The organism is Streptomyces sp. NPDC014870 (assembly GCF_043081505.1).
Lineage (GTDB): Bacteria > Actinomycetota > Actinomycetes > Streptomycetales > Streptomycetaceae > Streptomyces.
The window spans coordinates 797,673-824,096 of the sequence record NZ_JBIBWQ010000001.1 but is presented as its reverse complement, the minus strand read 5'-3'; the positions used below and the strand labels follow the sequence as shown (position 1 = coordinate 824,096).

The 26,424-nt window shown below is 75.0% G+C and carries 20 protein-coding genes; 7 read left to right on the top strand and 13 right to left on the bottom strand.

Features of this window, described 5'->3' with window-relative positions; genetic code table 11:
* Positions 1-19 precede the first annotated feature (19 nt).
* Complete coding sequence (locus ACF09C_RS03440) at positions 20-775, bottom strand: (Fe-S)-binding protein (RefSeq protein WP_392088133.1); 756 nt, start codon at positions 773-775, stop codon at positions 20-22.
* A 222-nt stretch (positions 776-997) separates the two neighbouring features.
* Between ACF09C_RS03440 and ACF09C_RS03435 the strand changes: the two genes are divergently transcribed.
* Entirely contained in the window at positions 998-1,501 is a 504-nt protein-coding gene (locus ACF09C_RS03435) for a MarR family winged helix-turn-helix transcriptional regulator (RefSeq protein WP_392088132.1), read from the top strand.
* Here the strand turns inward: ACF09C_RS03435 and ACF09C_RS03430 are convergent.
* The 6 genes from ACF09C_RS03430 to ACF09C_RS03405 all read right to left on the bottom strand — a co-directional run bounded on the left by ACF09C_RS03430 (position 1,491) and on the right by ACF09C_RS03405 (position 8,569).
* The gene (locus ACF09C_RS03430) at positions 1,491-2,303 is read right to left on the bottom strand and encodes an ABC transporter ATP-binding protein (RefSeq protein ID WP_392088130.1); all 813 of its coding nucleotides are present in this window, start codon (positions 2,301-2,303) and stop codon (positions 1,491-1,493) included. The genes ACF09C_RS03435 and ACF09C_RS03430 overlap by 11 nt on opposite strands.
* Complete coding sequence (locus ACF09C_RS03425) at positions 2,300-3,274, bottom strand: ABC transporter ATP-binding protein (RefSeq protein WP_392088128.1); 975 nt, start codon at positions 3,272-3,274, stop codon at positions 2,300-2,302. Before ACF09C_RS03425 ends, ACF09C_RS03430 begins: the two co-directional genes overlap by 4 nt.
* Positions 3,275-3,279: 5 nt before the next feature.
* Positions 3,280-4,185: an ABC transporter permease gene (locus ACF09C_RS03420; protein WP_392088126.1), complete on the bottom strand. Its 906-nt coding sequence runs from the start codon at positions 4,183-4,185 to the stop codon at positions 3,280-3,282.
* On the bottom strand, positions 4,185-5,135 hold the full coding sequence (locus ACF09C_RS03415; RefSeq protein WP_392088124.1) for an ABC transporter permease: 951 nt from the start codon (positions 5,133-5,135) through the stop codon (positions 4,185-4,187). The genes ACF09C_RS03420 and ACF09C_RS03415 overlap by 1 nt, the downstream gene beginning before the upstream one ends.
* Positions 5,132-6,757: an ABC transporter substrate-binding protein gene (locus ACF09C_RS03410; RefSeq protein ID WP_392088686.1), complete on the bottom strand. Its 1,626-nt coding sequence runs from the start codon at positions 6,755-6,757 to the stop codon at positions 5,132-5,134. The genes ACF09C_RS03415 and ACF09C_RS03410 overlap by 4 nt, the downstream gene beginning before the upstream one ends.
* A 177-nt stretch (positions 6,758-6,934) precedes the next feature.
* The gene (locus ACF09C_RS03405; RefSeq protein WP_392088122.1) at positions 6,935-8,569 is read right to left on the bottom strand and encodes an amidohydrolase; all 1,635 of its coding nucleotides are present in this window, start codon (positions 8,567-8,569) and stop codon (positions 6,935-6,937) included.
* Positions 8,570-8,667: 98 nt separating this feature from the next.
* On the opposite strand from ACF09C_RS03405, the gene ACF09C_RS03400 reads away from it, so the two are divergent.
* Positions 8,668-9,366: a TetR/AcrR family transcriptional regulator gene (locus ACF09C_RS03400; RefSeq protein WP_392088120.1), complete on the top strand. Its 699-nt coding sequence runs from the start codon at positions 8,668-8,670 to the stop codon at positions 9,364-9,366.
* 119 nt (positions 9,367-9,485) lie between these two features.
* Here the strand turns inward: ACF09C_RS03400 and ACF09C_RS03395 are convergent, their stop codons facing one another.
* On the bottom strand, positions 9,486-10,208 hold the full coding sequence (locus ACF09C_RS03395) for a sigma-70 family RNA polymerase sigma factor (protein WP_392088118.1): 723 nt from the start codon (positions 10,206-10,208) through the stop codon (positions 9,486-9,488).
* Between the two features lie 117 nt (positions 10,209-10,325).
* Entirely contained in the window at positions 10,326-11,078 is a 753-nt protein-coding gene (locus ACF09C_RS03390) for a hypothetical protein (protein ID WP_392088116.1), read from the bottom strand.
* A gap of 145 nt (positions 11,079-11,223) precedes the next feature.
* On the opposite strand from ACF09C_RS03390, the gene ACF09C_RS03385 reads away from it, so the two are divergent.
* Positions 11,224-12,420, top strand: a complete 1,197-nt coding sequence (locus tag ACF09C_RS03385; protein ID WP_392088114.1) for an MFS transporter — start codon at positions 11,224-11,226, stop codon at positions 12,418-12,420.
* Between the two features lie 188 nt (positions 12,421-12,608).
* Positions 12,609-13,661, top strand: coding sequence for a sugar ABC transporter permease (locus ACF09C_RS03380; RefSeq protein WP_392088112.1), 1,053 nt, complete (start codon positions 12,609-12,611; stop codon positions 13,659-13,661).
* Here ACF09C_RS03380 and ACF09C_RS03375 read toward each other — a convergent pair.
* Positions 13,648-14,820: an acyl-CoA dehydrogenase family protein gene (locus ACF09C_RS03375; RefSeq protein WP_392088110.1), complete on the bottom strand. Its 1,173-nt coding sequence runs from the start codon at positions 14,818-14,820 to the stop codon at positions 13,648-13,650. The two genes, ACF09C_RS03380 and ACF09C_RS03375, sit on opposite strands and share 14 nt — an antisense overlap.
* A gap of 171 nt (positions 14,821-14,991) precedes the next feature.
* Between ACF09C_RS03375 and ACF09C_RS03370 the strand changes: the two genes are divergently transcribed.
* Entirely contained in the window at positions 14,992-16,866 is a 1,875-nt protein-coding gene (locus ACF09C_RS03370; RefSeq protein WP_392088109.1) for a CoA transferase, read from the top strand.
* A complete protein-coding gene (locus tag ACF09C_RS03365; protein WP_392088107.1) occupies positions 16,863-18,701 on the top strand; it encodes a class I adenylate-forming enzyme family protein in 1,839 nt (612 codons plus the stop codon). Before ACF09C_RS03370 ends, ACF09C_RS03365 begins: the two co-directional genes overlap by 4 nt.
* A gap of 60 nt (positions 18,702-18,761) precedes the next feature.
* Here the strand turns inward: ACF09C_RS03365 and ACF09C_RS03360 are convergent, their stop codons facing one another.
* The 3 genes from ACF09C_RS03360 to ACF09C_RS03350 are packed head-to-tail and all read right to left on the bottom strand — an operon-like array spanning position 18,762 to position 21,039.
* Positions 18,762-19,586, bottom strand: a complete 825-nt coding sequence (locus ACF09C_RS03360) for a metal ABC transporter solute-binding protein, Zn/Mn family (RefSeq protein ID WP_392088105.1) — start codon at positions 19,584-19,586, stop codon at positions 18,762-18,764.
* Positions 19,529-20,407 (bottom strand): metal ABC transporter permease, encoded by an 879-nt coding sequence (locus ACF09C_RS03355; protein ID WP_392088103.1) that lies wholly within the window; start codon positions 20,405-20,407, stop codon positions 19,529-19,531. Before ACF09C_RS03355 ends, ACF09C_RS03360 begins: the two co-directional genes overlap by 58 nt.
* Positions 20,404-21,039 (bottom strand): metal ABC transporter ATP-binding protein, encoded by a 636-nt coding sequence (locus ACF09C_RS03350; RefSeq protein ID WP_392088101.1) that lies wholly within the window; start codon positions 21,037-21,039, stop codon positions 20,404-20,406. Before ACF09C_RS03350 ends, ACF09C_RS03355 begins: the two co-directional genes overlap by 4 nt.
* A gap of 235 nt (positions 21,040-21,274) precedes the next feature.
* Between ACF09C_RS03350 and ACF09C_RS03345 the strand changes: the two genes are divergently transcribed.
* Positions 21,275-26,413, top strand: a complete 5,139-nt coding sequence (locus ACF09C_RS03345; protein WP_392088099.1) for a CHAT domain-containing protein — start codon at positions 21,275-21,277, stop codon at positions 26,411-26,413.
* The last annotated feature ends 11 nt before the right edge of the window (positions 26,414-26,424 follow it).

The window sequence follows — 26,424 nt, the reverse complement described above, 5'->3', positions numbered from 1 at the left end:
GCGCGCACCTTCTTGTCCGTCATGCCAGAGGCTCCTCTTCCGTGCTCGCCAGGATCTCGGCGATGTGGACGGGCCGGACGCCGACCGCGAGCCGGCTCATCGTGCCGCCGAGGTGCGCCAGGCACGAGTTGTCGGCGGCGCAGAGGACGTCCGCGCCGGTCGCGACGGCGCTGCGGACCTTGTCGGCGCCCATCGCGGCGGACACGTCCGGGTTCTTCACCGCGAACGTACCGCCGAAGCCGCAGCACTCCTGCGCGCCCGGCAACTCGACGAGTTCCAGGCCCTTGACCGCCGCGAGGAGCCGCTGGGGCCGGTCGCCGAGGCCGAGGCCGCGCGCGCCGTGACAGGTGGGGTGGTAGGTGACCTTGTGCGGGTAGAAGGCGCCGACGTCCGTCACCCCGAGGACGTCGACGAGGAACTCCGTCAGCTCGTACGTCCTCGGCACCACCGGCGCCACCGCCGCGGCGAGCCCGTCGCCGCGCCCCTCCGCCCGGGCCCGCGCGCCCATGCGCGGGTAGTGCTCGCGCACCATCGCGCCGCACGAACCGGACGGGGTGACGATCGCGTCGTACCCGCCGAAGACCTCCGCGAAGCGGCGCGCGAGCGGCTCCGCGCGGCGGCGGTAGCCGGTGTTGTACTGCGGCTGCCCGCAGCAGGTCTGGTCCGACGGGAAGTCGACGTAGACGCCGAGCCGGGTCAGCAGCCGTACGACGGCGCGGCCGGTGTCCGGATAGAGCGTGTCGTTGACACAGGTCAGAAACAGAGCGACACGCATCGGGCTCCTTCACGTCGGACCACGCCCAGGGATCCTTGATCCTCACCCCGGAACGTATCCCGCGGCAACGCGTTCACACAGCGCCCTGCCCGGGAGTCGTCGCACCCGACTCGTACGCTGGCTCCATGACGTCCTACGCAGGCACCCGTCCCACCGTCCTCGTCGCGGTGGGCGATCACGGGGCCACCGGGTGCGGGAGCGCCCCCGTGTAGCGTCGTGATCATGGAATCACCGACTCGGACAACGACCGACCAGGCGCCCGCGAACCCCGCCGCCACCGACGACATGCTGGCCTCCCAGCCCGTCGGCTACTGGGTCGGGCTCGTCCATGCGGCCGTCACGCGGCAGCTGCGGGACGTCATGGCGAAGGTGGACGTCACGCAGCCGCAGTACTGGGTGCTCAACCGGGTCGACGGCGGTCCCGTGGCGCCGAGCCGGGGCGAGGTCGTCGGGCAGCTGACGCACCTGGCCGACGGGCCGCACGAGATCGGCAGGGCCGTCGACCAGTTGCTGCACCGCGCCTGGCTCCGGCTCGACGACGGGGACCTCCTGCACCTCACGGCCGCCGGCGAGGCCGCCAGGGCGCGGCTTCGCGCGCTGGTGACCGAGGTCCGTGCCGTGGTCCACCGGGGCATCGACGACGACGCGTACGTCGCCGCGCTCAAGGTGCTCCGCAGGATGGTGGCCAATGTGGAGGAGGGTGACGGGGCTCCCTTCACGCCGTGAGGTCGCCGACCGCCTTCCGCCGCGGTGGGGCCCAGCCTCGGTGGGGGACCGAGTCGAGGAGGAGGCGGGTGTAGGGGTGGGCCGGGGTGTCCAGGAGGCGGGCGGTCGGGCCGTGCTCCACGACCCGGCCCGCCTTGAGGACCAGCAGCTCGTCCGTGACGTGGCGCACCACCGCGAGGTCGTGCGTCACGAAGAGGAAGCCGATGCCCGTCTCGCGGCGGATCCTCGTCAGGAGTTCCAGCACCTGCGCCTGGATGGAGACGTCCAGCGCCGCCACCGCCTCGTCCAGGACCAGGACCCGCGGTTCGGCGGCCAGGGCCCGGGCGATCGCCACCCGTTGGCGCTGACCACCCGAGAGACGGCCCGGGAGCGCCGCCGCCTCCCGCTCGCCGAGGCCCACCTGGTCGAGGAGTTCGGCCACGCGCGCCTCCCTGGACGGCGAGTCCATGGGGTGGTGCAGGCGGAGGACCTCCTCCACACACCTCGCCACCGGCACCCGGGGGTCCAGGGAGAGGTACGGGTCCTGGAAGACCATCTGGATCTCCCGGGCCCGCGCCAGGCGTTCGGCCCGCCCACGAGCGGGCGCCGAATGGTCCCGTCGCCCGACCCGGACCGTACCGCCGTCGGGGCGCTCCAGACCGACCAGCATGCGCACGGTCGTCGTCTTGCCGCTGCCGGACTCACCGACGATGCCGAGCGAGGCACCCGGCGCGAGTGTGAACGACACGTCGTCCACGGCCGGATGGTCGCCGTACCGCTTGCACAGGCCCTCGACGACCAGTTCCTCCGACGTACCGCTCACAGTTCGATCCCTTCGTCGGCGCGGTGGCAGGCGGCCCGGCCGTCGCCCGGTCCCAGCACGGGTGTCTCCTGCGCGCACCTCGGCAGCGCGTGCGCGCAGCGCGCCGCGAAGGCGCAGCCCGGCGGTGCCTCCGCCAGGGAGACCGGGCGGCCCGGAATGGGCCGAGGGGCGGGAGCCCCGGCCTCGATACGCGGGGTGCAGGCCAGCAGCCCCGCCGTGTACGGGTGGCGCGGCCGGTCGAACAGCGCGTCCGTGCCCGCCGTCTCGACGATCCGGCCCGCGTACATCACGTACACCCGGTCGCAGATCGCCGACGCCAGCTCCAGGTCGTGCGTGACGAAGAGCAGACCCGTGCCCCGCTCCGCCTGGAGGCCGGTGAGGATGGCGATGATCTCGGCCTGCGTGGTGACGTCGAGCGCCGTCGTCGGCTCGTCCGCCACCAGCAGCTCCGGCTCGCCCGCGAGCGCCGCCGCGATCACCACCCGCTGGAGCATGCCGCCCGAGAACTGGTGCGGATAGCGGCGCAGCGCGCCGCGCGGGTCGCGGATGCCGACGGCGTCGAGGAGTTCCTCGGCCCGGGCGCGCGCCGCCGCGGCCGGGGTTCCCGCGCCGCGCAGCCCCTCCGTGAGGAAGTCGCCCACGCGGCGCAGCGGGTTCACCGACGCCCGGGGGTCCTGGTAGATCATCGCGACCCGGCGGGCCCGCAGCCGGCTCAGCTCGGCGCGGTCCATCGCGAGGACGTCGCGCCCCCCGACCCGTACCTCACCGGTCGTCCGCGCGCCGGCCGGCAACAGGCCCAGCACACTGCGGCACGCGACCGACTTGCCCGAGCCGGACTCGCCGACCAGACCCACGGTCTCGCCGGCCGCGACCCGGAGGGTGACCCCGTCGAGGAGCGGCCTGGCCGCCTGCCCGTCCGGCAGTCGGACCCCGAGCCCGTCGATCTCCAGGAGCTGTCCGTGCTTGTCCATCGTGCTCACCGCTCCCGCTTCGCGATCCGGTCGGCGAGGCCCTCGCCGACGATGCCGAACGCCACCACGGCCAGCACCACGCAGACCGACGGCGCCATCGAGGGCAGCATCGCGCCCTGCTGGAGGGCCCCCTGACCCTCGTTGATCATGGCGCCCCAGTCGGCCGTGGGCGGCTGCACGCCGAACCCGAGGTACGACAGCGCGGCCAGGTCCATCAGGGCGTACCCGAAGTTCATCGCGGACTGGGCCAGGACCGTCGGGGCGATGTTGGGCAGCAGATGGCGCAGACAGATCGTCCAGCCCGACCAGCCCTGCACGCGGTACGACTCGATGTACGGACGCGCCTTCTCCTGACGGGCGATCCCGCGCACGAGCCGTCCGACGTACGGCGTGTACGCCACCGCCATGGCGATCACGGGCGCGGTCATGCCCGAGCCGAGCACCGCCACCAGGAGGATCGCGAGCAGCAGCCCCGGCAGCGCGAAGACCAGGTCCATCGAGCGGGAGAGCACGGCGTCCGCCCAGCCGCCCCGCCAGGCGGCGACGAGACCGAGCAGTGTGCCGAGGACCGTCGAGACACCGACCACGAGCAGCGGGCCGAGGAGTCCCGTCCGGGCGCCGTGCAGCAGCCGCGACAGGATGTCCCGGCCCGACTGGTCGGTGCCGAGGAGATGGTCGCCGCCCGTGCCGACCAGGCTCGCCGACAGGTCGAGCGCCTCCGGGTCGTACGGCGCGAGGACGGGGGCGAGGACGGCGACCAGCACCAGCGCGACCAGCACGACGACGGCGGCCGTGAAGAGCGGGCCCTGCCCGAGGACCCGCAGCCCGCGCAGGCCCGGGCGGCGGCGCAGCGCGTCCGACGGGGACGACGGTGAGGGCGACGGCGACGGTGGCGAGAGGGTGGTGGTCATCAGGAGGCCTCCCCGTGGAGCGAGACGCGGGGGTCGATGAGCGGAACGAGCAGGTCGACGAGGAGATTGACGAGGACGAAGCCCGTCACCCCGAGCAGGGTGATCGCCTGCACCACGGCGAAGTCCTTCGCCGTCACGGACTGCACGAGCAGCGAACCCACCCCGGACACGTTGAACGCGGTCTCCACGATGGATGTGCTGATCAGCAGGGAGGCGAGCATCGTGCCGCCGACGGTGACGATCGGACCGAGCGCGTTGCGCAGCACGTGCCGACGGACGACCGCACGGCCCGCGACACCCCGGGCGCGCGCGACCTCGACGTGGTCGCGCCCCAGCTCGTCGAGCATCGCCGACCGGGTGACCCGGGCGAGCAGCCCGGCGAAGGTGATCGCGAGGGCGAAGGCCGGCAGCGTCAGGTGGTACACGCGGTCGCCGAAGCCCTCGGGCGTCCCACCGGGCCCCGGGAACCAGCCCAGTTGGACGGAGAAGAGCGAGACGAGCCCGATGGCGCTGACGAACGAGGGGGTCGCCGTCGCCACACCGGTGCCGAGCAGCACCGCCCGGTCCACCGCCCCGGGCCGCAGGGCCGCGAGCACACCGCCGGACACCCCGAGCAGGGCGACCAGGAGCGCCGCGTACCCGATGAGCACGCCCGTGCCCGACAGGCGTGAGCCGATCAGCGCGCCCACGTCCTGGTGGAACTGCGCGGAGCGGCCGAAGTCGCCCTGCAGCACGCCGCCCAGCCACTTCGCGTACTGGACCGGCACCGGGTCGTCCAGGTGGTACTGGGCACGCAGCGACGCGACGGTCTCCGGTGTCGCGGGGCGGCCGTGCAGCAGGAAGGAGACCGGGTCGCCGGGAGCGAGGTGCACGGCGCCGAAGACCACGACGGAGGTCACGAACAGCACCGCCACCAGGCCGAGCAGCCGGCCCGTCAGATAGCGCGTCATGATCCGGCCGCCCCGATCGTCGCGGCCCACGGGTAGTAGAGCTGGGCGATGCCGGTGGGCGCGCCCGTCACCCGGTTGCCGAGGAACACCGAGTACGGCGCCTCGTACAGCGGGATGACCGGGAGTTCGCGCACGGCGATCCGCTGCAGTTCGGCGGTCAGGTCCGCCCGGCGGGCCGGGTCGGGCTCCGCGTTCGCCCGCTCGAAGGCGGCGTCGTACTCGGCGTTCGACCAGGCGCCGTAGTTCCCGACGTGGCCCGTGCTCAGGTACTGGTAGAACTCCAGCGGGTCCGGCGTGTTGTCGTACCCGTTGGTGATGACCAGGTCCAGGCCCGCGCGGGCCGCGGGGTCGACGAAGAGGCTGCTGTACGCCTCCGGGGCGACCGCCTTCAGTCGTACGTCGAGCCCGATCTCCTTGCCCGCCGCCTGGACGGCGTTGGCCACGACGCTGATCTCCGGCGCGAGCGTGCTCGTCGCGAGCGTGACCGTACGCCCGGCCGCCCCCGCCTCCTCGATCAGCTTCTTCGCGGCGGCCACGTCGTACACGGGCTCGGGGAGCGCCGCGAAGTACGCCTCCGTCTTCTCCGGTACGAGCGCCCACGCGCCGCGCGCGGTGGGGGCCTTCGCCGGGACGCCGACGCCGCCGGCCGCGGCCTTGACGATGTTCTTCCGGTCGAGGGCCATGGAGAGCGCCCTGCGGACCTTCAGATCGCCCAGCGGGCCCTTGAAGTCGAGGACGGAGAGGTCGGCGGCGGCCGTGTTGGGGCCGAAGTAGAGCTTCCCCTTGGTCGTGCCGCGCAGCTGCGTGATCGAGGTGGCCGGCACCATGTAGCCGCCGTCGGCGGTGCCCGACAGGAACGCGCTCGTGCGGGCCGCCGGGTCCTCGATGAAAGTGAAGGTGACGGTGTCGTTCTTGGGGACCAGGGAGGTGTCCCAGTACCCCGGGTACTTCTTGAGCGTCACGCTCTCGCCCTGCGCCCAGCCGTCCAGCGCGTACGGTCCCGTGCAGTTGACCTTGCCCTTCGGGCCGCCGTACTCCTTGCCCGCCTTCTTCAGGAAGGCGGCGCTCTCGACCGTGCCGGGGGAGGCGGCGAGCAGTTCGTTGAGGAGGACGTCGGGCTTGTTCAGCCGGATCGTCACCTCCAGGGGTCCCGAGGCGGTGATCGAGGCGACGTTCTTGAACGCGGAGCCCCACGGGGAGCCGGTGGCCGGGTCCAAGTGGCGGCTGAGGGAGGCGACCACGTCGTCGGCGGTCATCGTCGTGCCGTCATGGAACGTCACTCCGGGGCGCAACGTGTACACCCAGGTCTTCGGGTCGGGGTTGGCGACCTTCACGGCGAGCCCGGGCTCGATCTTCATCTCGGGGGTGACCCGCAGCAGCTGCTCGCAGACGTTGGCGAGCACGGTGTTGGGCGGGTAGTCGTAGGCGAGGGCGTAGTCGAGCGTGTACGGCTCGGCGTAGAGCGACCAGGTGAGGGAGGTGAGCGCGCCCTTCGCGGGAGGCGAGGTAGGCGTGACCGTGTAGGCGGCGGCGCCCGACCCGGGCGTGGTCGCGCCGGAACAGCCGGCGGTGGCGGCCGCGAGGGCGGCGGTACAGGTGAGCAGTGCGGTGGCTCTGGACATGCGCAAGGAGACCCACCCCTTTACGGGTGTAGTGACGGGCGCTGGGGATGGAGCGGGCGGTGGTGGGGGCACCGGGTGCGTGGGGCGGGCGGTGGGGCCGCCCGTCCCACGCGGGTGGGTGTGCGGTGGGGGCGTGGGGTCGGGCGGTGAGGCCCGCACCGCGCGGGCGGGCGTGGGTCAGGCGGAGTACACCCGCGTGCCGCCGACGTAGGTGCTGTGCACCCGCGCCTCGGCGATCTCCTCCGCGGGCGCGCTGAAGACGTCGCGGTCGAGCACCACGAGGTCGGCGAGCATGCCCGGGAGGAGCGTGCCGGTCTCGTCGTGGCCGTTCACATGGGCCGAACCCGCGGTGTACGCGGCGACGGCGGTGGTCAGGTCGAGGCGCTGCTCCGGCAGGAAGACCCGTTCGTCGGCCGTGCCGGGCTCCTTCCGGTTCACGGCGACGTGCAGGCCCGCGAGCGGGTCGGGGCTCGACACGGGCCAGTCGCTGCCGGCCGCGAGGGTGGCCCCGGCGCGCAGCAGGGAGCCGAACGGGTACTGCCAGGAGGCCCGTTCGGGCCCGAGGAAGGGGATCGTCAGCTCGTCCATCTGCGGTTCGTGGGCGGCCCACAGCGGCTGGATGTTGGCGATGGCGCCGAGCCGCGCGAAGCGCTCCATGTCGTCCGGGTGGACGACCTGGAGATGGGCGAGATGGTGCCGGTTCCCGCGTCGGCCGTTGGCCTCGACGGCGGCCTCGACCGCGTCCAGGGCCTCGCGCACGGCCCGGTCGCCGAGCGCGTGGAAGTGCACCTGGAAGTCGAGGGCGTCGAGCCGGGTCACGTACGAGCGGAGCGCGACCGGATCGATGAAGCTCAGGCCCGCGTTGGCGGTCGCACAGCCGCAGCCGTCGAGGTACGGCGCGGTCATGGCGGCCGTGAAGTTCTCCGCGACACCGTCCTGCATGATCTTCACCGAACCGGCGCGGAACCGTCCGTGCGCCAACGTACGGCGCCGTTCGACGAGTTCGTCGATCTGCTCCGCGCCCCGTTCACGGTCCCACCACAGCGCGCCGTTGACCCGCGCGGTGAGCGTCCCCGCGCGGGCGGCGGCGAGATAGGCGTCGGAGGGATCCGGGTTCCCGCCGTACACCCCGAGCATCGCGTCCTGCCAGCCGGTGATGCCGAGCGAGTGCAGCAGCTCCTGCGCGCGCAGCAGACCGGCGAGCCGGGCGGCGGGGGTGCTCGGCGGCACGAGCCGTGAGACCAGGTTGGTGGCGCCCTCCTGCAGGGTGCCGCTCGGCGTGCCGTCCGGCTCGCGCTCGATCCTGCCGTCGGCGGGGTCCGCCGAATCCCGGGTGAGCCCGGCCAGTTCGAGCGCGCGGCTGTTGGCCCAGGCGCCGTGGTGGTCGCGGTTGATCAGGTAGACCGGGCGGTCGGGGACGACCGAGTCGAGGAGCTGCCGGGTGGGCGTCCCGCCCTCGAAGCTCTCCATCGACCAGCCGCCACCGGTGATCCACGGGCGGTCCGGGTGGGCGTCGGCGTACTCCTTGATCCGGGTCAGGTAGTCCTCGACGCCGACCGTCCCGGTCAGGTCGCACTCGGCCAGCTCCGTCCCGCCGAACACGGCGTGAATGTGCGCGTCCTGGAAGCCGGGCAGCAGCACCTTGCCCCGCAGGTCGACGACCTCGGTGCCGGGACCGATGAGTTCGTGTACCTCGTCGTGGCCGACGGCGGTGATGCGCTCCCCGGTGACGGCGAGCGCGCTCGCCCGGGTGCGGGCGGGGTCGCCGGTGTGGACGGGGCCGTGGGTGAAGACCAGATCGGCCTTGGGCATGGGGGCTCCAGAACGAGAGTGCGGAGGGGTCTGGTGAACGGATATGGAACTGGTCGGCGCGTTTACATGTCAATGGTGTTGTCATAAGGTCCGGGGGCATGGCCGAACGAGTGGTTCCCGAGGGGCAGCGGCGGCGCCGCAGGCCCACCAAGCAAGGCGCCGTCCTCTCCGAACGGCTGATCATCGACACGGCGCTGCGGCTCGTCACGCAGCACGGCGCGGACGCGCTGTCCGTACGGCGGCTCGGTACCGCCCTCGGCGCCGACCCCAGCTCCCTCTACCGGTACTTCCGCAACACCGACGACCTGCTGCTCCGGCTCGCCGACGAGTTCATCGGGCTCGCCCAGGAAGGCTTCACGCCCAGCGGGGACTGGCGCGCGGACCTGCGCGACATGGGGCTACGGATCCACGGGGTGTACGTGGAGAACCCGCAGGTCGCCCTGCTCGCCGCGCACCGGACGACCGGGCGCGCCCACGAGACGGCGGCGGTGGAGAAGATCCTCGGCATCCTGCGCGGGGCCGGATTCCCCGATCCGACGGCCGTCCGGCTCTACCACGCCTTCGTCGACCAGGCGCTGGCCTTCGCGGCCCTGGACGCGGCGGCCCAGGCCCTGCCGACCCCGGCCCGCGAGGCCGACGAGGAGGTGTGGCTGTCCTCGTACGGGAGACTCCCGCCGGACACCCACCCGAACGTCGCCGCGACGTTCCCGCTCCTCGCCGCCGACATGCGCGACAGCGGCTACCCGTTCGCCCTGGACCTGATGCTCGAAGCGGCGGAGGCGCGGCTGCGGGGGTAGCGGCGCCCCGCTGTGGCCTCGGGTGACGGCCGAGGCCGCGAGCGGCTGGGGCGGCTGCTCGCGGCCTCGGCGGGTGGGCGCGGCCTCGGCCTCGGGGGTCGGCGTGGGGTTTCGTCGGCTCAGGCCACCAGGGGCGCCCTGCCGCCGCTCGTACGGGCCGGGGTACGGGGACGGGAAGGAGCCGACGCCGGGGCGAACGCGGGCGGGGTGCCCGCTTCGGCGGTGCCCGCACGGGTCGCGGGCTCCGTCGCGGTGGGCTCCTCGGTCAGCAGGGCGATCAGCGCGCCGCGGGCGCGGGCCACGCGGGAGCGGACCGTGCCGACCGGGCACCCGATCGCGGCGGCCGCGTCGGCGTAGGGAAGTCCGAGCAGCTGGGTGAGGACGAACGCCTCGCGGCGCTCGGCCGGTATCGCCGCGAGGAGCTCGGCGAGCGCGATGCCGTCGTCGAAGCCGGGCAGACCGCGCGGCTGGGCCAGTTCGGCCGCCGTCTGCCAGTCGTCCCGACCCGAGAGCCTCGGGCGGGCGGCGGCGTGCCGGACACTGTCGATCACCGTCCTGCGGGCGATCGCGAGGAGCCAGGTCCGGGCTGACGAACGGCCCTCGAAGCGGCCGAGCGCGCCCAGGGCCCGCAGGAACGTGTCCTGGGTCAGGTCGTCCGCCGCCTGCGTGTCGGCGCTGAGGAACGCGACGTACCGCCAGACATCGCGCTGCGTGGCGCGCACGAAGCGGTCCACGGAGTGCGGGTCGCCGTCGCGGGCGGCGAGCGCCAGCAGGGTCACCGCCTCGTCGGCGGTACAGGTGGCGTGCCGCGACGCGCGCGGCTGGTTCGGGGCAGGGGTCATCGCCTCGGGTCCTTCGTGAGGAATGGGGGTCCGGCGGGGCGCGTGGTCGGCGCGGCCGGTGCGTCGTACGGCCGGGCGCGGGCGCGCTCGGCCGGTCGTTCCGGTTGCCGCCTGCCGTCAGGCGGCGGCGACCGGTGGGGGACCCCGGGAGGTGAGGACGTGGGCGAGGAGGAGCCGTCGGAGCCGTCGGGCCCGCTCCTGGCGGCGGGCGCGGATCCGGGGACGGTGGGGCGGCGCCGGAAGCCGGAGGATGAGGAGGAGCGGCGACGGCAGGAGGGCCGCGAGGGCGCGCAGGACGCGGAACGCTGCGCGCTCGCCGTGCGCGAGCCAGAGACCGCACAGCAGCGCGGCCAGGAGGTGGGCGGCGAGCATGCCGCTCGCGGACAGGTCCGCCATGTCGTGGCCGGACATGGGCGCGAGGCCCATGGGGTCGTCGCCCATGAGGGTCCGGCCCATGGGGTCGTGACCCATGGTGTGCCGGCCCATGGTGGTGTGCCCCATGGTGGCGTGGGCCAAGTGGTCGTGGCCCAGGGCCGGGTGGGGGACGGGAGCCGTGGTCGCCCCCGTCGCCGGTGCGGCGACGGGGATGCCCGCGACGGCGCCCGGCGACCGCGCGGCGCTCTGGGCCAGGGAGAACCAGGTGTGCAGGGCCGCCTGGGCGGCGACCGTCGCCGCGGTGACCCCGACGGGACCGCGTTCCCGGTCGGCGAGCCACCAGGAAGCACCACCGGTCGCGGCGAACGCCGCCGTCAGCGCCCACCAGGGCACGGAGGCGTCCGACATGAGGACGTGACCGGTGGCTGTGAGCACCACACAGGCGGCCGCGAACACCGCGGCCCGTATCCCTCGACACCACTGGTCCGGAATCATGGCGGGGGCCATCCTCGCACTCCCCTCCGTCCATGGGCACCATCAGGTACGGAACCTGCCAGCTGCCGCGCTCAGCACAGGAGTTGTGGCACAGGTCACAGCGGAGGCGGGGAACCCCGCCGCCTCCCCGTCCGACCCTTGCCTCATGACCACGGAGGGGGACGCGCGGGTGGAACGCCGGCTCACGGCACTGCTGACCTGCGCGATGGCGTTCTCGATGCTGCAGTTGTTCCTGCTGGGCGCGCTCGGACCGCGCCTGGTCGATGAACTCGGCATCTCGGCGACGATGTTGGGGCTGACGACGACCATCGGCTTCGGCACGGCCGCCGTCCTCTCGCCGTCGGGCGGACATGTCGTGGACCGGATCGGCCCCCGGCGCTCCCTCGTCCTGCTCCTCCTCGTCTCCTCGGCCGCGCTCGCGCTGATCGGCGCGGCGCCGGGCGCGGGCCTGCTGCTCGGCGCGGTCGCGCTGGGCGGTCTGCCGCAGGCGCTGGCGAACCCCGCGACCAACAAGGCCGTCCTCGCCGCCGTGCCGCCCGAGCGCAGGGGCGCGGTGACCGGCACGAAGCAGTCCGGTGTCCAACTCGGCGCGTTCGCTGCGGGATTGCCGCTCGCCGCGCTCGCGGGCGGGGTCGGCTGGCGGGGCGCCGTGTGGACCGCCGCCGGTACGGCGCTGCTCACCGGACTGTGGGCGTGGCGCGCGCTCCCGGCGGACCCGCCCGCACCCCAGAGCCCGGCGTCGGGTGGGCGTCCGTCGCTCGTGCCGCGCGGTCCGATCGCCCGGCTCGCGCTCTACTCACTCTTCCTGGGCTGCGGCATCGCCTCCGTCAACACCTACCTCGCGCTCTTCGGCACACGGGAGCTGGGCCTCGGGCCGACCGCAGCCGGTGCGCTGGTGGCGGTTCTCGGCGTGGCCGGGATCGCCGGCCGGATCGGCTGGTCGCGGGCGGCCCGCCCCGGCCGCGCCGAGTGGCTACCGGGCCTGCTGGCCGCCGGCGCGGTCGGCGCGGCGCTCCTGCTCACGGCCGCGCAGACCGTGGGAGCGGCCGCCTGGCTGGGCGCGGCGGCCGTCGGCGTCTTCGCGGTCGCGGGCAACGCGGTCTCGATGGTGCTCGTCCTCCAACGCGCCGCCGCCGGACGGGCGGGCCAGGACTCCGCCCTCGTCGCGGCCGGCTTCTTCACCGGCTTCGCCGTGGGCCCCCCGCTATTCGGCCTGCTCGCCGAGACCGGCCGCTATGGCGCCGGTTGGCTCCTGGTGGCCGCCGAGTTCGCCGCGGCGAGCGCGGTGGCGCTTGCGTGGGCCCGGAAGGACCGCACCCGCAGAACGGTCAAGGCCTCGTGACACCGACGGGGCGGCAGGCGCCGGACCCGGATCGCGTGCGCGCCGGGCTCGACGGCTCGGCCGTCGGCGCGGGTACGGCACGGCGAAAGGAGCCCTCGGCGGGGGAGAGCGACGGCGCAGGAGACGGCAGGGGCTCGCGGGACGGGCAGGGGGGTTCGGAGGGGCGGGGGGTGCTTGAGGGTCCGGGGGTGCGCGGTGATGCTGCGCCCGAGCGCTGGGCCGTCGATGCGCTCGGGGCCGTCCTCGACCGGGTGGCGGTGACCCGCGCCGAAGTCGGTCCGCGCTTCCCGCTGTTCGCCGAGCCCGACACCGGTCGCTGGACCACGACCGGGCGCGGCTCCTGGACCGGCGGATTCTGGGCCGGGCTGCTCTGGCTGCGGGCCAGGCACACCGGCGACCAGCGGGACCGCGCGGCGGCGATGGAGAGCACCGCCCGGCTGGCGCCCTGGGCGGAGGCCGACACCGCGACACGGGGGCTCATCCTCTGGTACGGGACCGTGCTCGCCGACCGCGACGGGGACGCCGAAGCCCTCCGGGCGCGCGCGGCCCGCGCCTGCCTGCGGGACTTCGTGCCCGAACTCGGCCTGGTCCCCTGGGGCGCGGCGCTCGGCGGCCCCCGCCTGCTGGCCCGGGCCGACGGCGTCCCCGGCCTCGTCCCACTCCTTGCCACCGAGAGCGCCACCGCCGCCGACGCGCACCTCGGCACCCACCTGGACCTCTGCGTCCACGGCGCCGGGGGACCGCGCCCCGCCTGGCGGTGGGAGACCGCCCACGGCTGGCAGCCGTGCGAGGACCCACCCGCCGACTGGGCCCGCGGCCGCGCCTGGCTCCTCCTCGCCGTGGCCGACACCCTGCTGACGACACCGGGCCAGGCCCACCAGGCCCACGGAGCACTGGAGTCGCTCCTGCCCCGCCCGCACGAGCCGCTTGTGCCGCCCGCGCACACCGGCCGGGGTGACGGCCCCCTCGACACCTCCGCCGCCGCGATCACCGCCGTGGCCCTGGCGAAACTCGCGCTCCTGCCGGACGGCGACCGCTCGGCCCGGGCGTGGTACGCGGAGCGCTCATGCGACGCCCTGCGCGAACTGGTCTCCGCGCACCTCACCGACGGCAGGCTTCTCGACGGCTGCTACGACGCGGGGAGCGCGACCGCCGTGCGCCACCAACTCGTCTGGGGTGACTTCTTCCTGGCCCTCGGCCTCGCCGCCCTCACCGGCCTCGTCGACCTCACGACCGTCTAGGGCCTTTCGACCCTTCATCGTCCCTGTTCCGCAGGACGCGGCGGGCGACCGACGTGATGTGGAGCTCGTCGGGGCCGTCGAGGATGCGCGCCGTGCGGCCCGTGCGGAAGAGTGCCGGCAGCGCGGTGTCCGGGCCGAGCCCCGCCGCGCCGTGCACCTGGATCGCCGCGTCCGTGACCCTCTGCAGCATCCGCGCGGCCGCGACCTTGGCCAGGCCCACCTCGGTGCGCGCGTCCCGCTCCGCCACCAGCAGCGCCACCGCCTCGTGCACCAGGGGGCGGGTCGTGCGCAGCGCGAGCAGGGCCTCGAAGACATGCTGCTGGACCAGTTGGTGACCGGCCAGCGGGCCTCGGGAACCCACCCGGGACACCGCCCGGTCGCACATCAGGTCGAACGCGCGTTGCGCCTGGCCCAGCCAGCGCAGGCACCGCAACGTCCGCCCCCACAACAGCCGTTCACCGGCGACGGCAAGACCCTGCCCCCGCCCGCCGACGAGATGGTCGCCCGGCACGACGACCCCGTCCAGCTCGATCTCCCACTGGCCGCCCGCCCCGAACACAGGCAGTTCGCGCACGATCCTGAATCCGGCCGAAGCCGTGGGTACGAGCAGCAGCGACAGGCCCTCCCGGTCGCCGTCCGCGCCGTCCGTGCGGGCCAGCACCGTGACCAGGTCGGCGTCCCCCGCACCCGAGGTGAACCACTTCCGCCCGGTCACCCGCCAACTCCCGTCCGGGCGCCGCTCGGCGCGCGTCGCGGTCAGGAACGGATCCGTGCCGGGCGCGTCCGGCTCGGTCATGGCGTAACAGGTCCGCGCCTCCCCGGCCACGAGCGCCTTCAGATACCGGTCCCGTACCGCCGCGCTGCCGTGCCGCGCCAGCATCCGTACGTCGAGCAGCGGCGCCGAACCCAGGGCCGAAGGGCCGTGGTCGCTCGCCCCCTCCACCTCGGCGTACGTCGCGTAACGGTCCAACCCCAGCCCCCCGCCGCCCAGTTCGGCGGGGAGCGGCAGCGCCCACAGTCCCCGGTCCACCGCTTCGGCGCGCAGCTCCCGCAGGGCCGCGGCGGCCGCCGACCCACCGGCGTCCAGCACGCCCTCGCGCGGCACGACCAGGTTCCGTACGAACGCGCCCACCCGCGCCTCCAGGGCCGTATCAGCCACGTCACTCCTCCGGTTCGGGTAGCGGGGTCCGTGTCCAGGTCGCCGGGAACCCGTGGGAACGGCTGTCCGACTGACTCATGCGTGGAACTGGTCGGGAGCGGACCCCTTCGGGTTCCCGCTCACCCAACACCCACCGGGCGCCGCCCACCGCCGCGCCGGGAGAGGAGAGGCATGACGACATCCGTCACGACCCCGACGGCCAGGCCGCTCGACACGCTTCGGTTCGACGCCGTCGGGCCCCCGGAGGTCGCCGATGTCGTCGCCCGCCACCTTCGGCTGCTCGGTGCCACGCCCACCGCCCTCGTCGCCCCTGGACGCGAACAGGGCGCGGCAAGCGTCGAGTTGGGCGGCGGTGGCTTCGCCGACGTCGAGGCCGCCGCGTCCTGGAGCGACGCGCCCGAAGCCCACGGGATCGGCGACGAGGCGACCGTCCAGGCCGCGACCGGAATCATGGCGGTGCACGGACGCCGTGACGGCTCGCCGCGCGGACTCGCCGCCGACTTCGCCGCCACCGCCACCGGCGTCCTCACCGTGCAGGGCATGCTGGCCGCCCTCCTCGCCCAGGCCCGGGGCGGCACCGGGCCCACCAAGGTCCGCACCTCGGCGGACCGGACCGGACTCCTCGTCGTCTCCCAGTACCTCGCCGCCGCCGGGGCCGACGAGGGCGAGGCCGCCGAACTCGCCCCCGGGGGACCACCGTTCACTTCCGCCGACGGGGTCCTGTTCGAGCTGGAGACCCTCGACCCAGGGGCCTGGGCGGCGTTCTGGCGGGCCCTCGACGCTCCCGCCGACGCGATACGGGCGGGCTGGCGACCCTTCCAGTTCCGCTACGCCACCGCCTGCGCGCCGTTCCCGGCCGCGCTCCACGCCACCACCCGCGCCCACGGCTGGGAGGCCGTGCGCCGGGCCGCGAGCGCCTCGGGAGCCGAGGTCTGCGCCCTGCGCACCCTGGCCGAGCGCGCGGCGGAGGACGACGGCGCCGCCCCCTGGTCGCTCGGCCTCCTGCGCCCCGGCGGCGCCGGGCGCCCGCCCGCCGGCACCGCGCCCGCCGGCACCGCGCCCGCCGGCACCGCGCCCGCAGGCACCGCGCCCGCAGGCACCGCGCCTGCGGGAACCCCGCCCACGCCCGAACGGCCGCTCGCCGGCCTGACCGTCCTGGAGGCGGGCCGCCGCATCCAGGCCCCGCTCGCCGCCCACATCCTCGGCCTTCTCGGCGCCGACGTCGTCCGGATCGAACCGCCCGGCGGCGACCCCCTGCGCGGAATGCCGCCCGCCTGCTCGGGCATCTCCGCCCGCTGGCTCGCCCTCAACCGCGGCAAGAGTGCCGTCGAGATCGACATCAAGGCGGCCGACGACCGGCGCCGGCTGCGGGAGATGGCCGCCGAGGCCGATGTCTTCCTGCACAACTGGGCCCCCGGCAAGGCGGCCGAACTCGGCCTCGACGCCGCGGACTTCGCCGCCGTCAACCCGGCGCTCGTGCACGCGTACACCAGCGGCTGGGCCGGCCGGCTGACGGACGCCCCGATGGGGACGGACTTCATGGTCCAGGCCCGAACGGGCGTCGGCGAGGCCGTCCGCCCGCACGGCGAACCCGGCGCGCCCTCCCTGATGACCCTCCTCGACGTCCTCGGGGGTCTCCTCGGCGCGGAGGCGGTGCTCGCCGGCCTGCTGCTGCGCGAACGCACCGGTCACGGCGTCCGCGTGGAGTCCTCCCTCCTCGGCGCCGCCGACACGCTGACCGCGCCCGCCCAGCGGCGGGCGTCCGGAGGCGCGGACCCCCGCCGCCCGGCCGGGTTCCGCCACCCGCTGCGTACGGCCGACGGCTGGGTCGCCCCTGCCGACACCTGCGCCGGGCGGGCGGGCGCGTACGACCTGCGTGAACTGCCCACCGACGAAGCCGTACGGCACCTGCGCGCCCGCGGTCTGACCGCGACGGCGGTCACCACCGACCTCGCCGAACTGCCCCACGACCCGCGGTTCGCCGGCTCGATCAGCCGCGACGCGCACGGCGCACCCGCAGTCCCCGACCCCTGGAGCCTCGCATGACCGCCGACAGCCTCACCGCCCCCGCCCGGACCGCCCCCGCCCGGACCGCCCCCGCCCGGACCTCCGACGCCCGGACCTCTGACGCTCCGAATCCCGTCGCCGCGCGCGGCCTTCGGGACCTCCTGCCGGCCCGGCTGCGACGCTCCTGGGCCGTCGACGGCACCTGCCCCGACCTCGACCTCTACAGCCTCTTCCGCGCACGTCAGATCGCCGAACTGCACCGCACGGCCGTCGTCGACTCCAAGGGGAAGCTCTGTTACACGGCCCTCGACCGCAAGGTCCGATGTCTGGCCACCGGTCTGCGGGAACTCGGTATACGGGAGGGCGACGTCGTCGGCGTCCAACTCCCCGACAACCGGAACGCCGTCATCACCGACCTGGCCCTCGCCGCACTCGGAGCCGTAGCGCTGCCGTTCCCGGCCGGCCGGTGCGCCGGCGAGGCCGCGTCCCTGCTGCGGCGCGCCGAGGCCGTCGCCGTCGTCGCCGCGACCGAGCACCGCGACGTCCACCCCGCCGCCGACCTCCTGGCCCTGGCCCCCCAGCTGCCCGACCTTCGCCATGTCGTCGCCGCCGGACCCGGTACGGCGCCCGAAGGGGCCGTGGCCTTCGCCCGGTTGCTGCGCTCGGACCCGGCCGACTTCGTCGCCGCCCGCCCCGACCCGGACAGCGCGGCGCGCATCCTCGTATCGTCCGGCTCCGAGGCGGAGCCGAAGATGATCGCGTACTCGCACAACGCGCTCGCGGGCGGACGCGGCAACTTCCTCGCCTCCCTCCTCCCCGACGCGACTCCGCCGCGCTGCCTCTTCCTGGTGCCGCTCGCCTCCGCCTTCGGCTCGAACGGCACGGCCGTCACCCTCGCCCGGCACGGCGGCACGCTCGTGCTGCTCGACCGGTTCACCCCGGAGGCCGCCCTCGCGGCGATCCGGGAGCACGAACCGACCCACATCCTGGGCGTGCCGACGATGATCCGCATGATGCTCGACCGCCTCGACACGGCCGGTGAAACGCCCCGTGACGCGCCCGGTGACATGCCCCGTGACGCGCCCGACTCGACGCCTCGCGCCGAACTCCCCGCGCCGGTCGCCCTCGTCCTGGGCGGCGCGCCGCTCGACGAGACGACCGCGGCCGACGCGGCGGCCGCCTTCGGCTGCCCGGTCGTCAACCTGTACGGATCGGCCGACGGCGTCAACTGCCACACCGGCCTGGAGAACCGGACCCCGCCCACCACCGACGGAACAGGTGTGGTCGCGGGCCGGCCCGACCCGCGGGTGGCCGAGATCAGGATCGCCGACACCGAGACCCACGAACCGCTCCCGGACGGCGCCGTCGGGGAGATCGTCGCGCGCGGCCCGATGACCCCGCTCTGCTACGTCGGAGCACCCGAACTCGACGCCCGTTACCGAACCGCCGACGGCTGGGTCCGCACCGGCGACCTCGGCTTCCTCGACCCGGACGGGATCCTTCACGTGGTCGGCCGGCTCAAGGACATCGTGATCCGCGGCGGTGCCAACATCAGCCCGGCGGAGGTGGAGCGCGCCCTCGCCTCCCACCCCGGCATCCGGGACGTGGTGTGCGTGGGCGTGCCGGACGAGCTGATGGGGGAGCGGCTCGCGGTCTGCGTCGTGCCCCGTGCCGAGGCTCCCGCCGGCCAGGCCCTCGCGCTCGACTCGCTCAGCGCGCACCTGACCGCGTACGGCCTCGAACCGCGCAAGCACCCCGAGCGCCTCCTTACGGTCGCCGAACTCCCGCTGACACCCGCGGGCAAGCCCGACCGGGCGGCCCTGCGCGCCCGACTCGTCGCGGCCGGCGAGAACGTCCGGACAGCGGCCGGATGACATGAGGGTGGGGCGGCCCGACAGGACCGCCCCACCCTCGCCCTCACCCGCCCAGGGACGTCAGGGCGTCGCGGCGCCCATCGCCTTCTTCAGCTCGGCTGCCGCCGCCCGGTGGACGGCCAGCAGATCGAGGTCCTCGCCCGGGTAGTTGGCGATCTTCACCTGCGTGGCACCGGAGTCGGGCAGCACCGTGCCGGTCGACATGTGCGCGTTGTCGAGGACCAGCGCCGGCTTCTTCTTCGACAGCTCCGCGAGCTGCCCGGGCGTGACGGCCTCGGGACCGTACGTCCCGACCGTGGTGGCGCCGGCGAGCTTCGCCGCCCAGGCGGTGAAGACCTGCGCGACCACGTTCGGGCTCTTCCCGCCCGGCCAGGCGGCCTTCAGCTCACCGGACAGCTTCGTGTACTCGGCGTCGAAACCGGTCTTCCACGCCGTCGCGGCCTGTTCCGTGCCGAACAGCTTGCCCAGCCGGGTGACTTCGCTCCGCACCTTGTCGGCGTCGTTGTCGAGGCCGACCTCGACCAGCTCGGCCTTGGATCCCGCCGCCTCCTTGATCTTCGCGGCGTACGGCTCGAAGGGCGCGTACAGCACGAAGTCGGCCTTCGCGACGGCGGCGAGGTCGGAGGGCTTGGGGTCGTAGTCGGGCGCGTGGTGGGTGGACGGCGGCACGATCACCGTGATGTCCTCGGCGCCCGCCGCCTTGGCGAAGGCTCCCTCCCAGGTCGTCGTCACGACCACGACCGGCTTCCCTTCAGGACCTTCCGGACCACCGGCGCCGGACGAGGATTCCGTGTCCCCGCAGCCGGTCAGCAGGACCGATGCCGCGCTCAGTGCGAGGACGGGGAGGAGGGAGGCGATGCGGATGCGGACGCGGGTGCGCGCCATGGGCGGGTTCTCCGTTCGGGGACGAGATGGACGGCGAGGACGACGGCCCCCGCCGTCAGGACGAGGACGGGCCCGGGGGGCCAGTCCAGCCAGAGGGCGATGAGGAAACCGGTGAGGTTGACGGCGACGCCGAAGGCGATCGCCCAGAGGGTGATGGACTTCAGGGAGTTGCCGAGCCGGCGGGCGGCCAGCGCGGGCAGCAGGGTCAGGGCGTCCACGAGCAGCGCGCCGGTCAGCTTGATCGCCCCGGCGACGGCCACGGCGACCAGGACGAGCAGCACGAGCGTCAGGGCGCGCACCGGCACCCCGGAGCAGAGCGCCAGCTCACGGTCGTACAGCAGGAGGGCCAGATCGCGCCGCTTCCACCAGAACAGGCCCGGTACGAGGACGGCGAGCAGCCCGAGCACGACGAGATCCGCGGTGCCGACGGACAGGATCGACCCCCACAGCAGGGCGAACGCCCCGGAGGCGTTGACGCCCGACACGGCGAGGACCAACAGCGCGGCGGCGATGGCGAGGCTCATCAGCAGCCCCATCGCCCCGGACAGTCCGTCGGGGGTACGGGCCAGGGGCGCGACCCCCGCACCCGCGAGGGCGCAGGCGACCAGCGCGCACACCATCGGGTCGATGCCGGTCAGCAGGCCCACGGCGATGCCGAGCAGCGCCACGTGCATCATCGCGAAGCGCACCGGCATGATGTCGAGCCCGACGATCACCACGCCGATCACCGGCAGCCCGATCGCCGCGAGCAGCAGGGCGAACCCGGCGCGCTGGACCGGCAGCAGCCGGAGCAGTTCGCCGACGTCGGCGGCGAGGTTCACCGGGCCTCCCGCAGCCGTCCTGCGGCCATCTCCAGGACCCGGTCGCACCGCTCGGCCAGGGCCCGGTCGTGGGTCACCACGATCAGGGTGACCGGCAGGGACGTCAGCGCGTCGGACGCCTCCTCCTGGCCGTCGAAGTCGAGGGCGGCGGTCGGCTCGTCGGCGAGCAGCACCTGCGCCCCGGCCGCCACGGCGCCCATCGCCCGAGCGAGGTACACGCGCTGCAACTGGCCGCCGGAGAGCGTGTGCACGGGCCGCTCCGCGAGTTCGGCGACCCCGAGCCGGGTGGCGGCCTCGGCGGCCTCGCGCGCCGCGCCGCCGCTCGCCAGCAACTCGCGTGCGAGCAGCGGGAACCGGCCGGCCGCGGGCTTCTGCGGGATCCAGGCGCAGGCCCGGCGCCGCCAGGCCGCCTCCGCCGGGGATCCTGTGCCCCGGCCGCCGACCAGGATCGACCCGCTCACCGGCCGGTGCAGCCCCAGGACGGCCCGCAACAGCGTCGTCTTCCCTGAGCCGTTGGTGCCGGTCAGCGCGATCCGCTCGCCGGCCGCGATCTCCAGGTCCACGTCCGCGACGGCGTCGACCCGGCCGTGGCGGCAGGCGACCCCCCGCATGTGAACATCAAGTCCGCCCATTCCCCGCCTTCCCGCCGCCTCGTGGAGTTCGCCCCGGTAGTCGGACGCGACGCCCGCCGGGTTCCCGGCGCCCGTCCGGTTCTCGTCGGACCGGTGTCCGTCCGGAACGCGTGGGTCTGTGGCCGGGAGACATCGGTGCGGACCGAGCCGTTTGGTCAACGCCCTTACCCCTGGGCTACGTTGAACTCGACCGGGCGTCGAGGTCCGGCGGGCCTACGGGGAGCGGCGCGGGACGATGGCGACGGACGTCGAGGAGACAGCGCGGCGCATCCTGGACCACGTCCAGCGGGCGGAGGACGATGCCGAGGCGCTCGCCTGGTTCCTCACCGAGGAGGCCGCCGCGGACGCCGAGGCGGTGCGCCGCGCGGGCCGGCTCCCGGACGGCAACGTCCTGCTGGCCGCCCTCAACGCGATCGGCTACTACGACTTCGGCCGCTTCCTCGCGGGCGGTGAGACGGACCTGGCGGCGCTCGGCTCTGCCGTCGTCTGCTTCCTCGACGTGTACCGCGCCTCGCCCGCGCACGTCCCGCCGCTCCTGACCCCGCTGCTCGCGCTCCTCGCGGGCGAGCCCGCGGGGGCGGACGCCGACCCGGGCAGCGCCTACGAGGCGGGCGCCGGGATCCTCCTGCTGTACACCGCCCACCGCAACCCCGTGCTGCTGCCGGCCGCGGCCGCTCTGCTGCGTCACGCCGTCGCGGGCTTCCCCGAGGGCGGCGCCGAACAGGGCACGTGCCTCTCCGACCTCGGACTTGTCCTGCTGTACGGATTCCGGGACGGCGGCGGTCCCGGACTCCTCGACGAGGCCGTGCGCCTGAGCCGCGCCTCCGCGGCGGCCCCCTCCCCGGAGCGGGCCGAACAGGCCCGCAGACAGGGCAATCTGGGTCTGGTCCTGCGGCACGCGGCCGACGCGAGCTCCGACCCGGACACGACGCGCGAGAGCGTCGAGACCCTGCGCCGGACGCTGCGGGTGAGCCTGCCGGGAGATCCGTACCACGCCCTGCACCTCGGACTCCTCGGCTCCGCGCTCCTGAGCGCGGCGCCGCGGCTCGACGAACCGGCCCTCGTCGTCGAGGCACTCGACCTCCTGCGCAGGTCCGTCGCGGCCGAACCCCCGGGGCAGCTGCCGCCCCCGGCCCATCTCGCCGATCTGGGCATGGCCGCGATCACGCTCTCCCTCGCCCCGGAGCGCGCCACCGGACCGCAGGACCGCGCCCGGCTCTACGACGAGGGCCTCGACACCATCCGGCGCGCGGCCGCCACGTCCGGCAACCCGGTCGAGGCCTCCCTCTACCTCGCGAACCTGGCCTTCGCCCTCAACGCCCGTTCGGTGAACACCAGGAACCAGGCCGCGCTCGACGACGCGCACCGCGCGGCCCGCGACGCGCTGGCCGCAGCCCCGCAGGGCCACCCGGCCCGCGCCCACGCCGAGCACATCCTGTCCGAGGTCCTGCGCACCCGGTACGCCGAGACGGGAGACCTCGACGAGCTGGACTCCGCGCTCGGGCACGCCCGGAGCGCGCTGGCGGTCACCGCCCCGCACGACGCCCCGTACGCGGTCCGAGCCGTGGACCTCGCCGACCTGCTGCGCCTACGGGCCAACGCCGCGGGCGACGCGCCCGAGGCGCTCGGCGAGGCGCTCGTCCTGCTGCGCCGTGTCACCGCCGACACCCCGACGGATCCCGGCAGCCGCGCCCGCGCGCTGCTCGCCCTCGCGCGGGTCCTGGACACGACGGACGACGGCACGGGCGAGCGGGCCGCGACCCACGCGGCGGAGGCGGAGCGCGCGTACCGGGAGTGCCTCGCGCTGACCGTCGGGAACGGCGGAGTCGGCGCCGCCGCCCGCCACGCGCTGGGCCTGCTCCTGCTCCGACGGGCGAACCGGGCCGCCGCGTACGGCGAACACGCGGGACCGGGCTCCACCGACACGGCCACGGACACGGCCACAGCCACGGGCACGGCGGCAAGCACAGCCACAGGCACGGCCGCCGACACGGCCGTCGACCGGTCCTCCGGCACGGCCGCCGCCCGCGCGGAGGAGGCGCGCCGTGAGGGCCTCGCCCTGATCAACGAGGCGCTCGACCTGATGGGGGAGGACGACCCCCGTCGTTCGGAGTTCCTCTCCGAACTGGGCTGTGTCCACCTGGAACTCGCCGAGACGACCGGCAGCCCCGAAGCCTGCGCCGAGGCCGTGGCCGCGCTGCGCCGCGCCGTGGCGGCGGCCCCGGCCGGCTCCGGGCACGACCGGGCGGTGGCGGGCTCCAACCTCGGCGCCGCGCTGGTGTCGCTCGGCCTGCTCACCGCCCAGGAGGCGCCGCTGACCGAGGGGGTACGGGCGCACCGGGAGGCCGTCGCGGCGACCGGCCCGCGCGACCACTACCGTGCGCACCGCCTCGGCAACCTGGGCGACGCGCTCCAGCGCCTGGCCCAGCACCGCTCGGACGTGGCGCTCGTCGAGGAGGCCGTCGAGGTGCTGCGCGAGGCCGTCCGCGACGCCGGCCCCGGCGCGCCGGGCGCGGCCGACAACTTCACCCGCCTCGGCAACGCCCTGCGCTCGATCACCCGCTTCACCGGCGACCCGGCGCCCCTCGAAGAGGCACTCCACCGGCAACGGCAGGCCGTCGCCGCCGCAGGAGCCCCCGCCCCGAGGACCGCGGGCACCCGCCCGGCCTCCGTCGGGCGCGCGCGGGTCAACCTGGCCAACGTCCTCATCGAGCTGTACCAGCGCAGCCTCGACGAGTCCCAGCGCGAGGAGGCCCTGGGGCACTACCGCGAGGCGCTCGCGCACACGCACGAACCGGGCGAGCGTCATGTCGTCCTCACCAACTACGGCAACGCCCTCTTCTGGCTCGCGGGCGACACCGTCGACGACCTCCTCATGGACCGGGCGATCGGCGTCCTGCGCGAGGCGACCGCCGTCGTCCCCGCCTCGCACGCGGGGCGCTCGGGCGTCCTGATGAACCTGGGCCTCGCCCTCGTGCGGCGTTCGCGTCTCACCGGCGACCGCACCTGGCTCGCCGAGGGCCTCACCGTCCTGCGCCGCGCCGTGGACGAGTCCGCGCCGTCCTCCTTCGACCGCTCCGTCCAACTCTCCAACCTCGCCCACGCGCTGAGCTTCCGGTTCGACGTCACGGGCGACCGCGCGGACGCGGACGAGGCCGCGGACCTGCTGCGCCGGGCGATCTCCCTGGAGCACGGCGAGCGCCACGGCAGGGATCTCGCCCGCATCAACCTCGGCGTCCTGCTGCACCGGGTCGCGTTCTCCCCGGCCGCGGCGGACCCCCACCTCGTCCTTGAGGCGAGGCGTGTCCTGGAGGAGGCGCTGGCGGGCCTGGACGAGCGCCATCCGCGCCGGGCGATGGCGCTGCTGAACCTGGCCGGGACCATCATGGCCACGGCGGAGCTGGCCGAGGACGCCGGTGACCCGGCGCTCGGCCCCCTGCTCGACCGAGGCCTGAGCGCCGTTCGGGAGGGGCTGGGCCGGCTCTCCGACGGCCACCCCGACCACACGCAGGGCCTGTGGATCCTGGCCAGGACCCAGGTGGCCCGGGCCCGGGTCGCCGGGGTGCCGGACGCGAGCACCGGAGCGGACGGTGACGCGGGCACCCGAGCGGACGGCGACGCGGGCGCGCTTCGTGCCGCGTGGGCGGCGCCTCTCGGCGAGGCGATCCGGTGCGCCCGGCAGGCCGCCCGCACCACGGTCGCCTCGATCTCCAAGCGCCTGCTGGCCGCGCGTACCTGGGGCGACGCAGCCGCCGCCGCGGGCGAGGACGCCGAGGCGCTCGAAGGTTACGCGTACGCCGTCGGCCTGCTCGCCAGACTCGCCCCGCGCGGTCTCGCCCGCGCGGACCAGGAGGGCCGCCTGATCGTCGGGACCGGGCTCGCCTCCGACGCCGCCGCGTTCGCGCTGCGCGCGGGCGACCCGGCGGCCGCGCTCACCCTGCTCGAACAGGGCCGTGGCATCCTGCTCGCGCAGGGAGTGGAGTCCCGCGGCGACCTCTCCCGGCTGCGTACGGCGGACCCGGCCCTGGCCGCCGAGTTCGAGCGGGTCCGCGACGCGCTGAGCGCCGACCCGAACGGCGGCCTCAGTACGGTACCGGCCGATCTCCGGCCGAACGGCGCGCCGTTCGGCGCGCCGGACGGCCCTGCGTACGGGCCGTCCTCCTCCCGGCCCGGAGCCGGGCTGCTCGCCGAGTCACGGCACGCCCTGGCCAGGACCTGGGACGAACTCCTCGACCGGATCCGCCGACTGCCCGGCTTCGACGACTTCCTGGGGACACCGACGGCGGCGGATCTGCTCGGCGCGGCCTCCAAGGGACCGGTCGTGGTCGTCAACGTCAGCCGGCACGGCTCGGCCGCCCTCCTCGTCACCGCCGACGAGGGCATCCAGGTCGTCCCCCTGCCCGCCCTCAGCCAGGCGGAGGCCCTCGGCAGGGCCACCGAGTTCGTCGCCGCCGTCGACCACGCGTACGGAGACCAGGGGGCCCGGCGGGCCGTCGCCGCCATGCGGACCCTCTCGGAGACCCTGGAGTGGCTCTGGACCGCCGTGGCCGAACCGGTCCTCGACCGCCTCGGCCCGCTTGCCGCCCCGGGCGAGGACGGACCGTCGACCCGGCTGTGGTGGTGCCCCACCGGCTGGCTGTCGTTCCTGCCGCTGCACGCCGCAGGCCGCCCCGACCCGCGGCCGGGCGAGACCGTCATGGACCGGGTCGTCTCCTCGTACACCCCGACCCTGCGCGCCCTGGTCCGCGCCCGGAACGCACCCGCCGGCACCGCCGTGACGCTCCCCGCCCCGCTGATCGTCACCCTCGCCGACACCCCCGGCGCCCCGTCGCTGCCCGGCGTCGCCCAGGAGGCGCGGCTGCTCCGGAGGCTCTTCCCCGCGCACCGCGAACTCGCGGGCGACGCGGCGACCGTCGCGGCCGTCCGCGACGCCCTGCCCGCGCACCCGTGGGTCCACTTCAGCTGCCACGGAGTGAACGACCCGCACACGCCCTCCGCGAGCGGACTGGTCCTCCACGACGGGCGGCTCACGGTCCGCGACGCCGCCGAACAGCGCCCCCGAGAGGCCGTCCTCGCCGTCCTCTCGGCCTGCTCGACCTCCCAGGGCGGCTTCACCCTCCCCGACGAGTCCGTCCATCTGGCCTCCTCGTTCCAGCTGGCCGGGTACCCGCATGTGATCGGCACGCTGTGGCCGGTCGCCGACAAGGTGGCGACCCGGCTCACGGAGGAGTTGTACGCGAGCCTCGTGGACGATCTCGCGCGCGGCCGGCCGATCGATCCGGCCACGGCGCTGCACCGCCCGGTCAGGGAGCTGCGCCGCCGGCTCGCCGGCGCCCCGCACCTGTGGGCCGCGCACATCCACACCGGCCCGTGACGCCGCCGCGC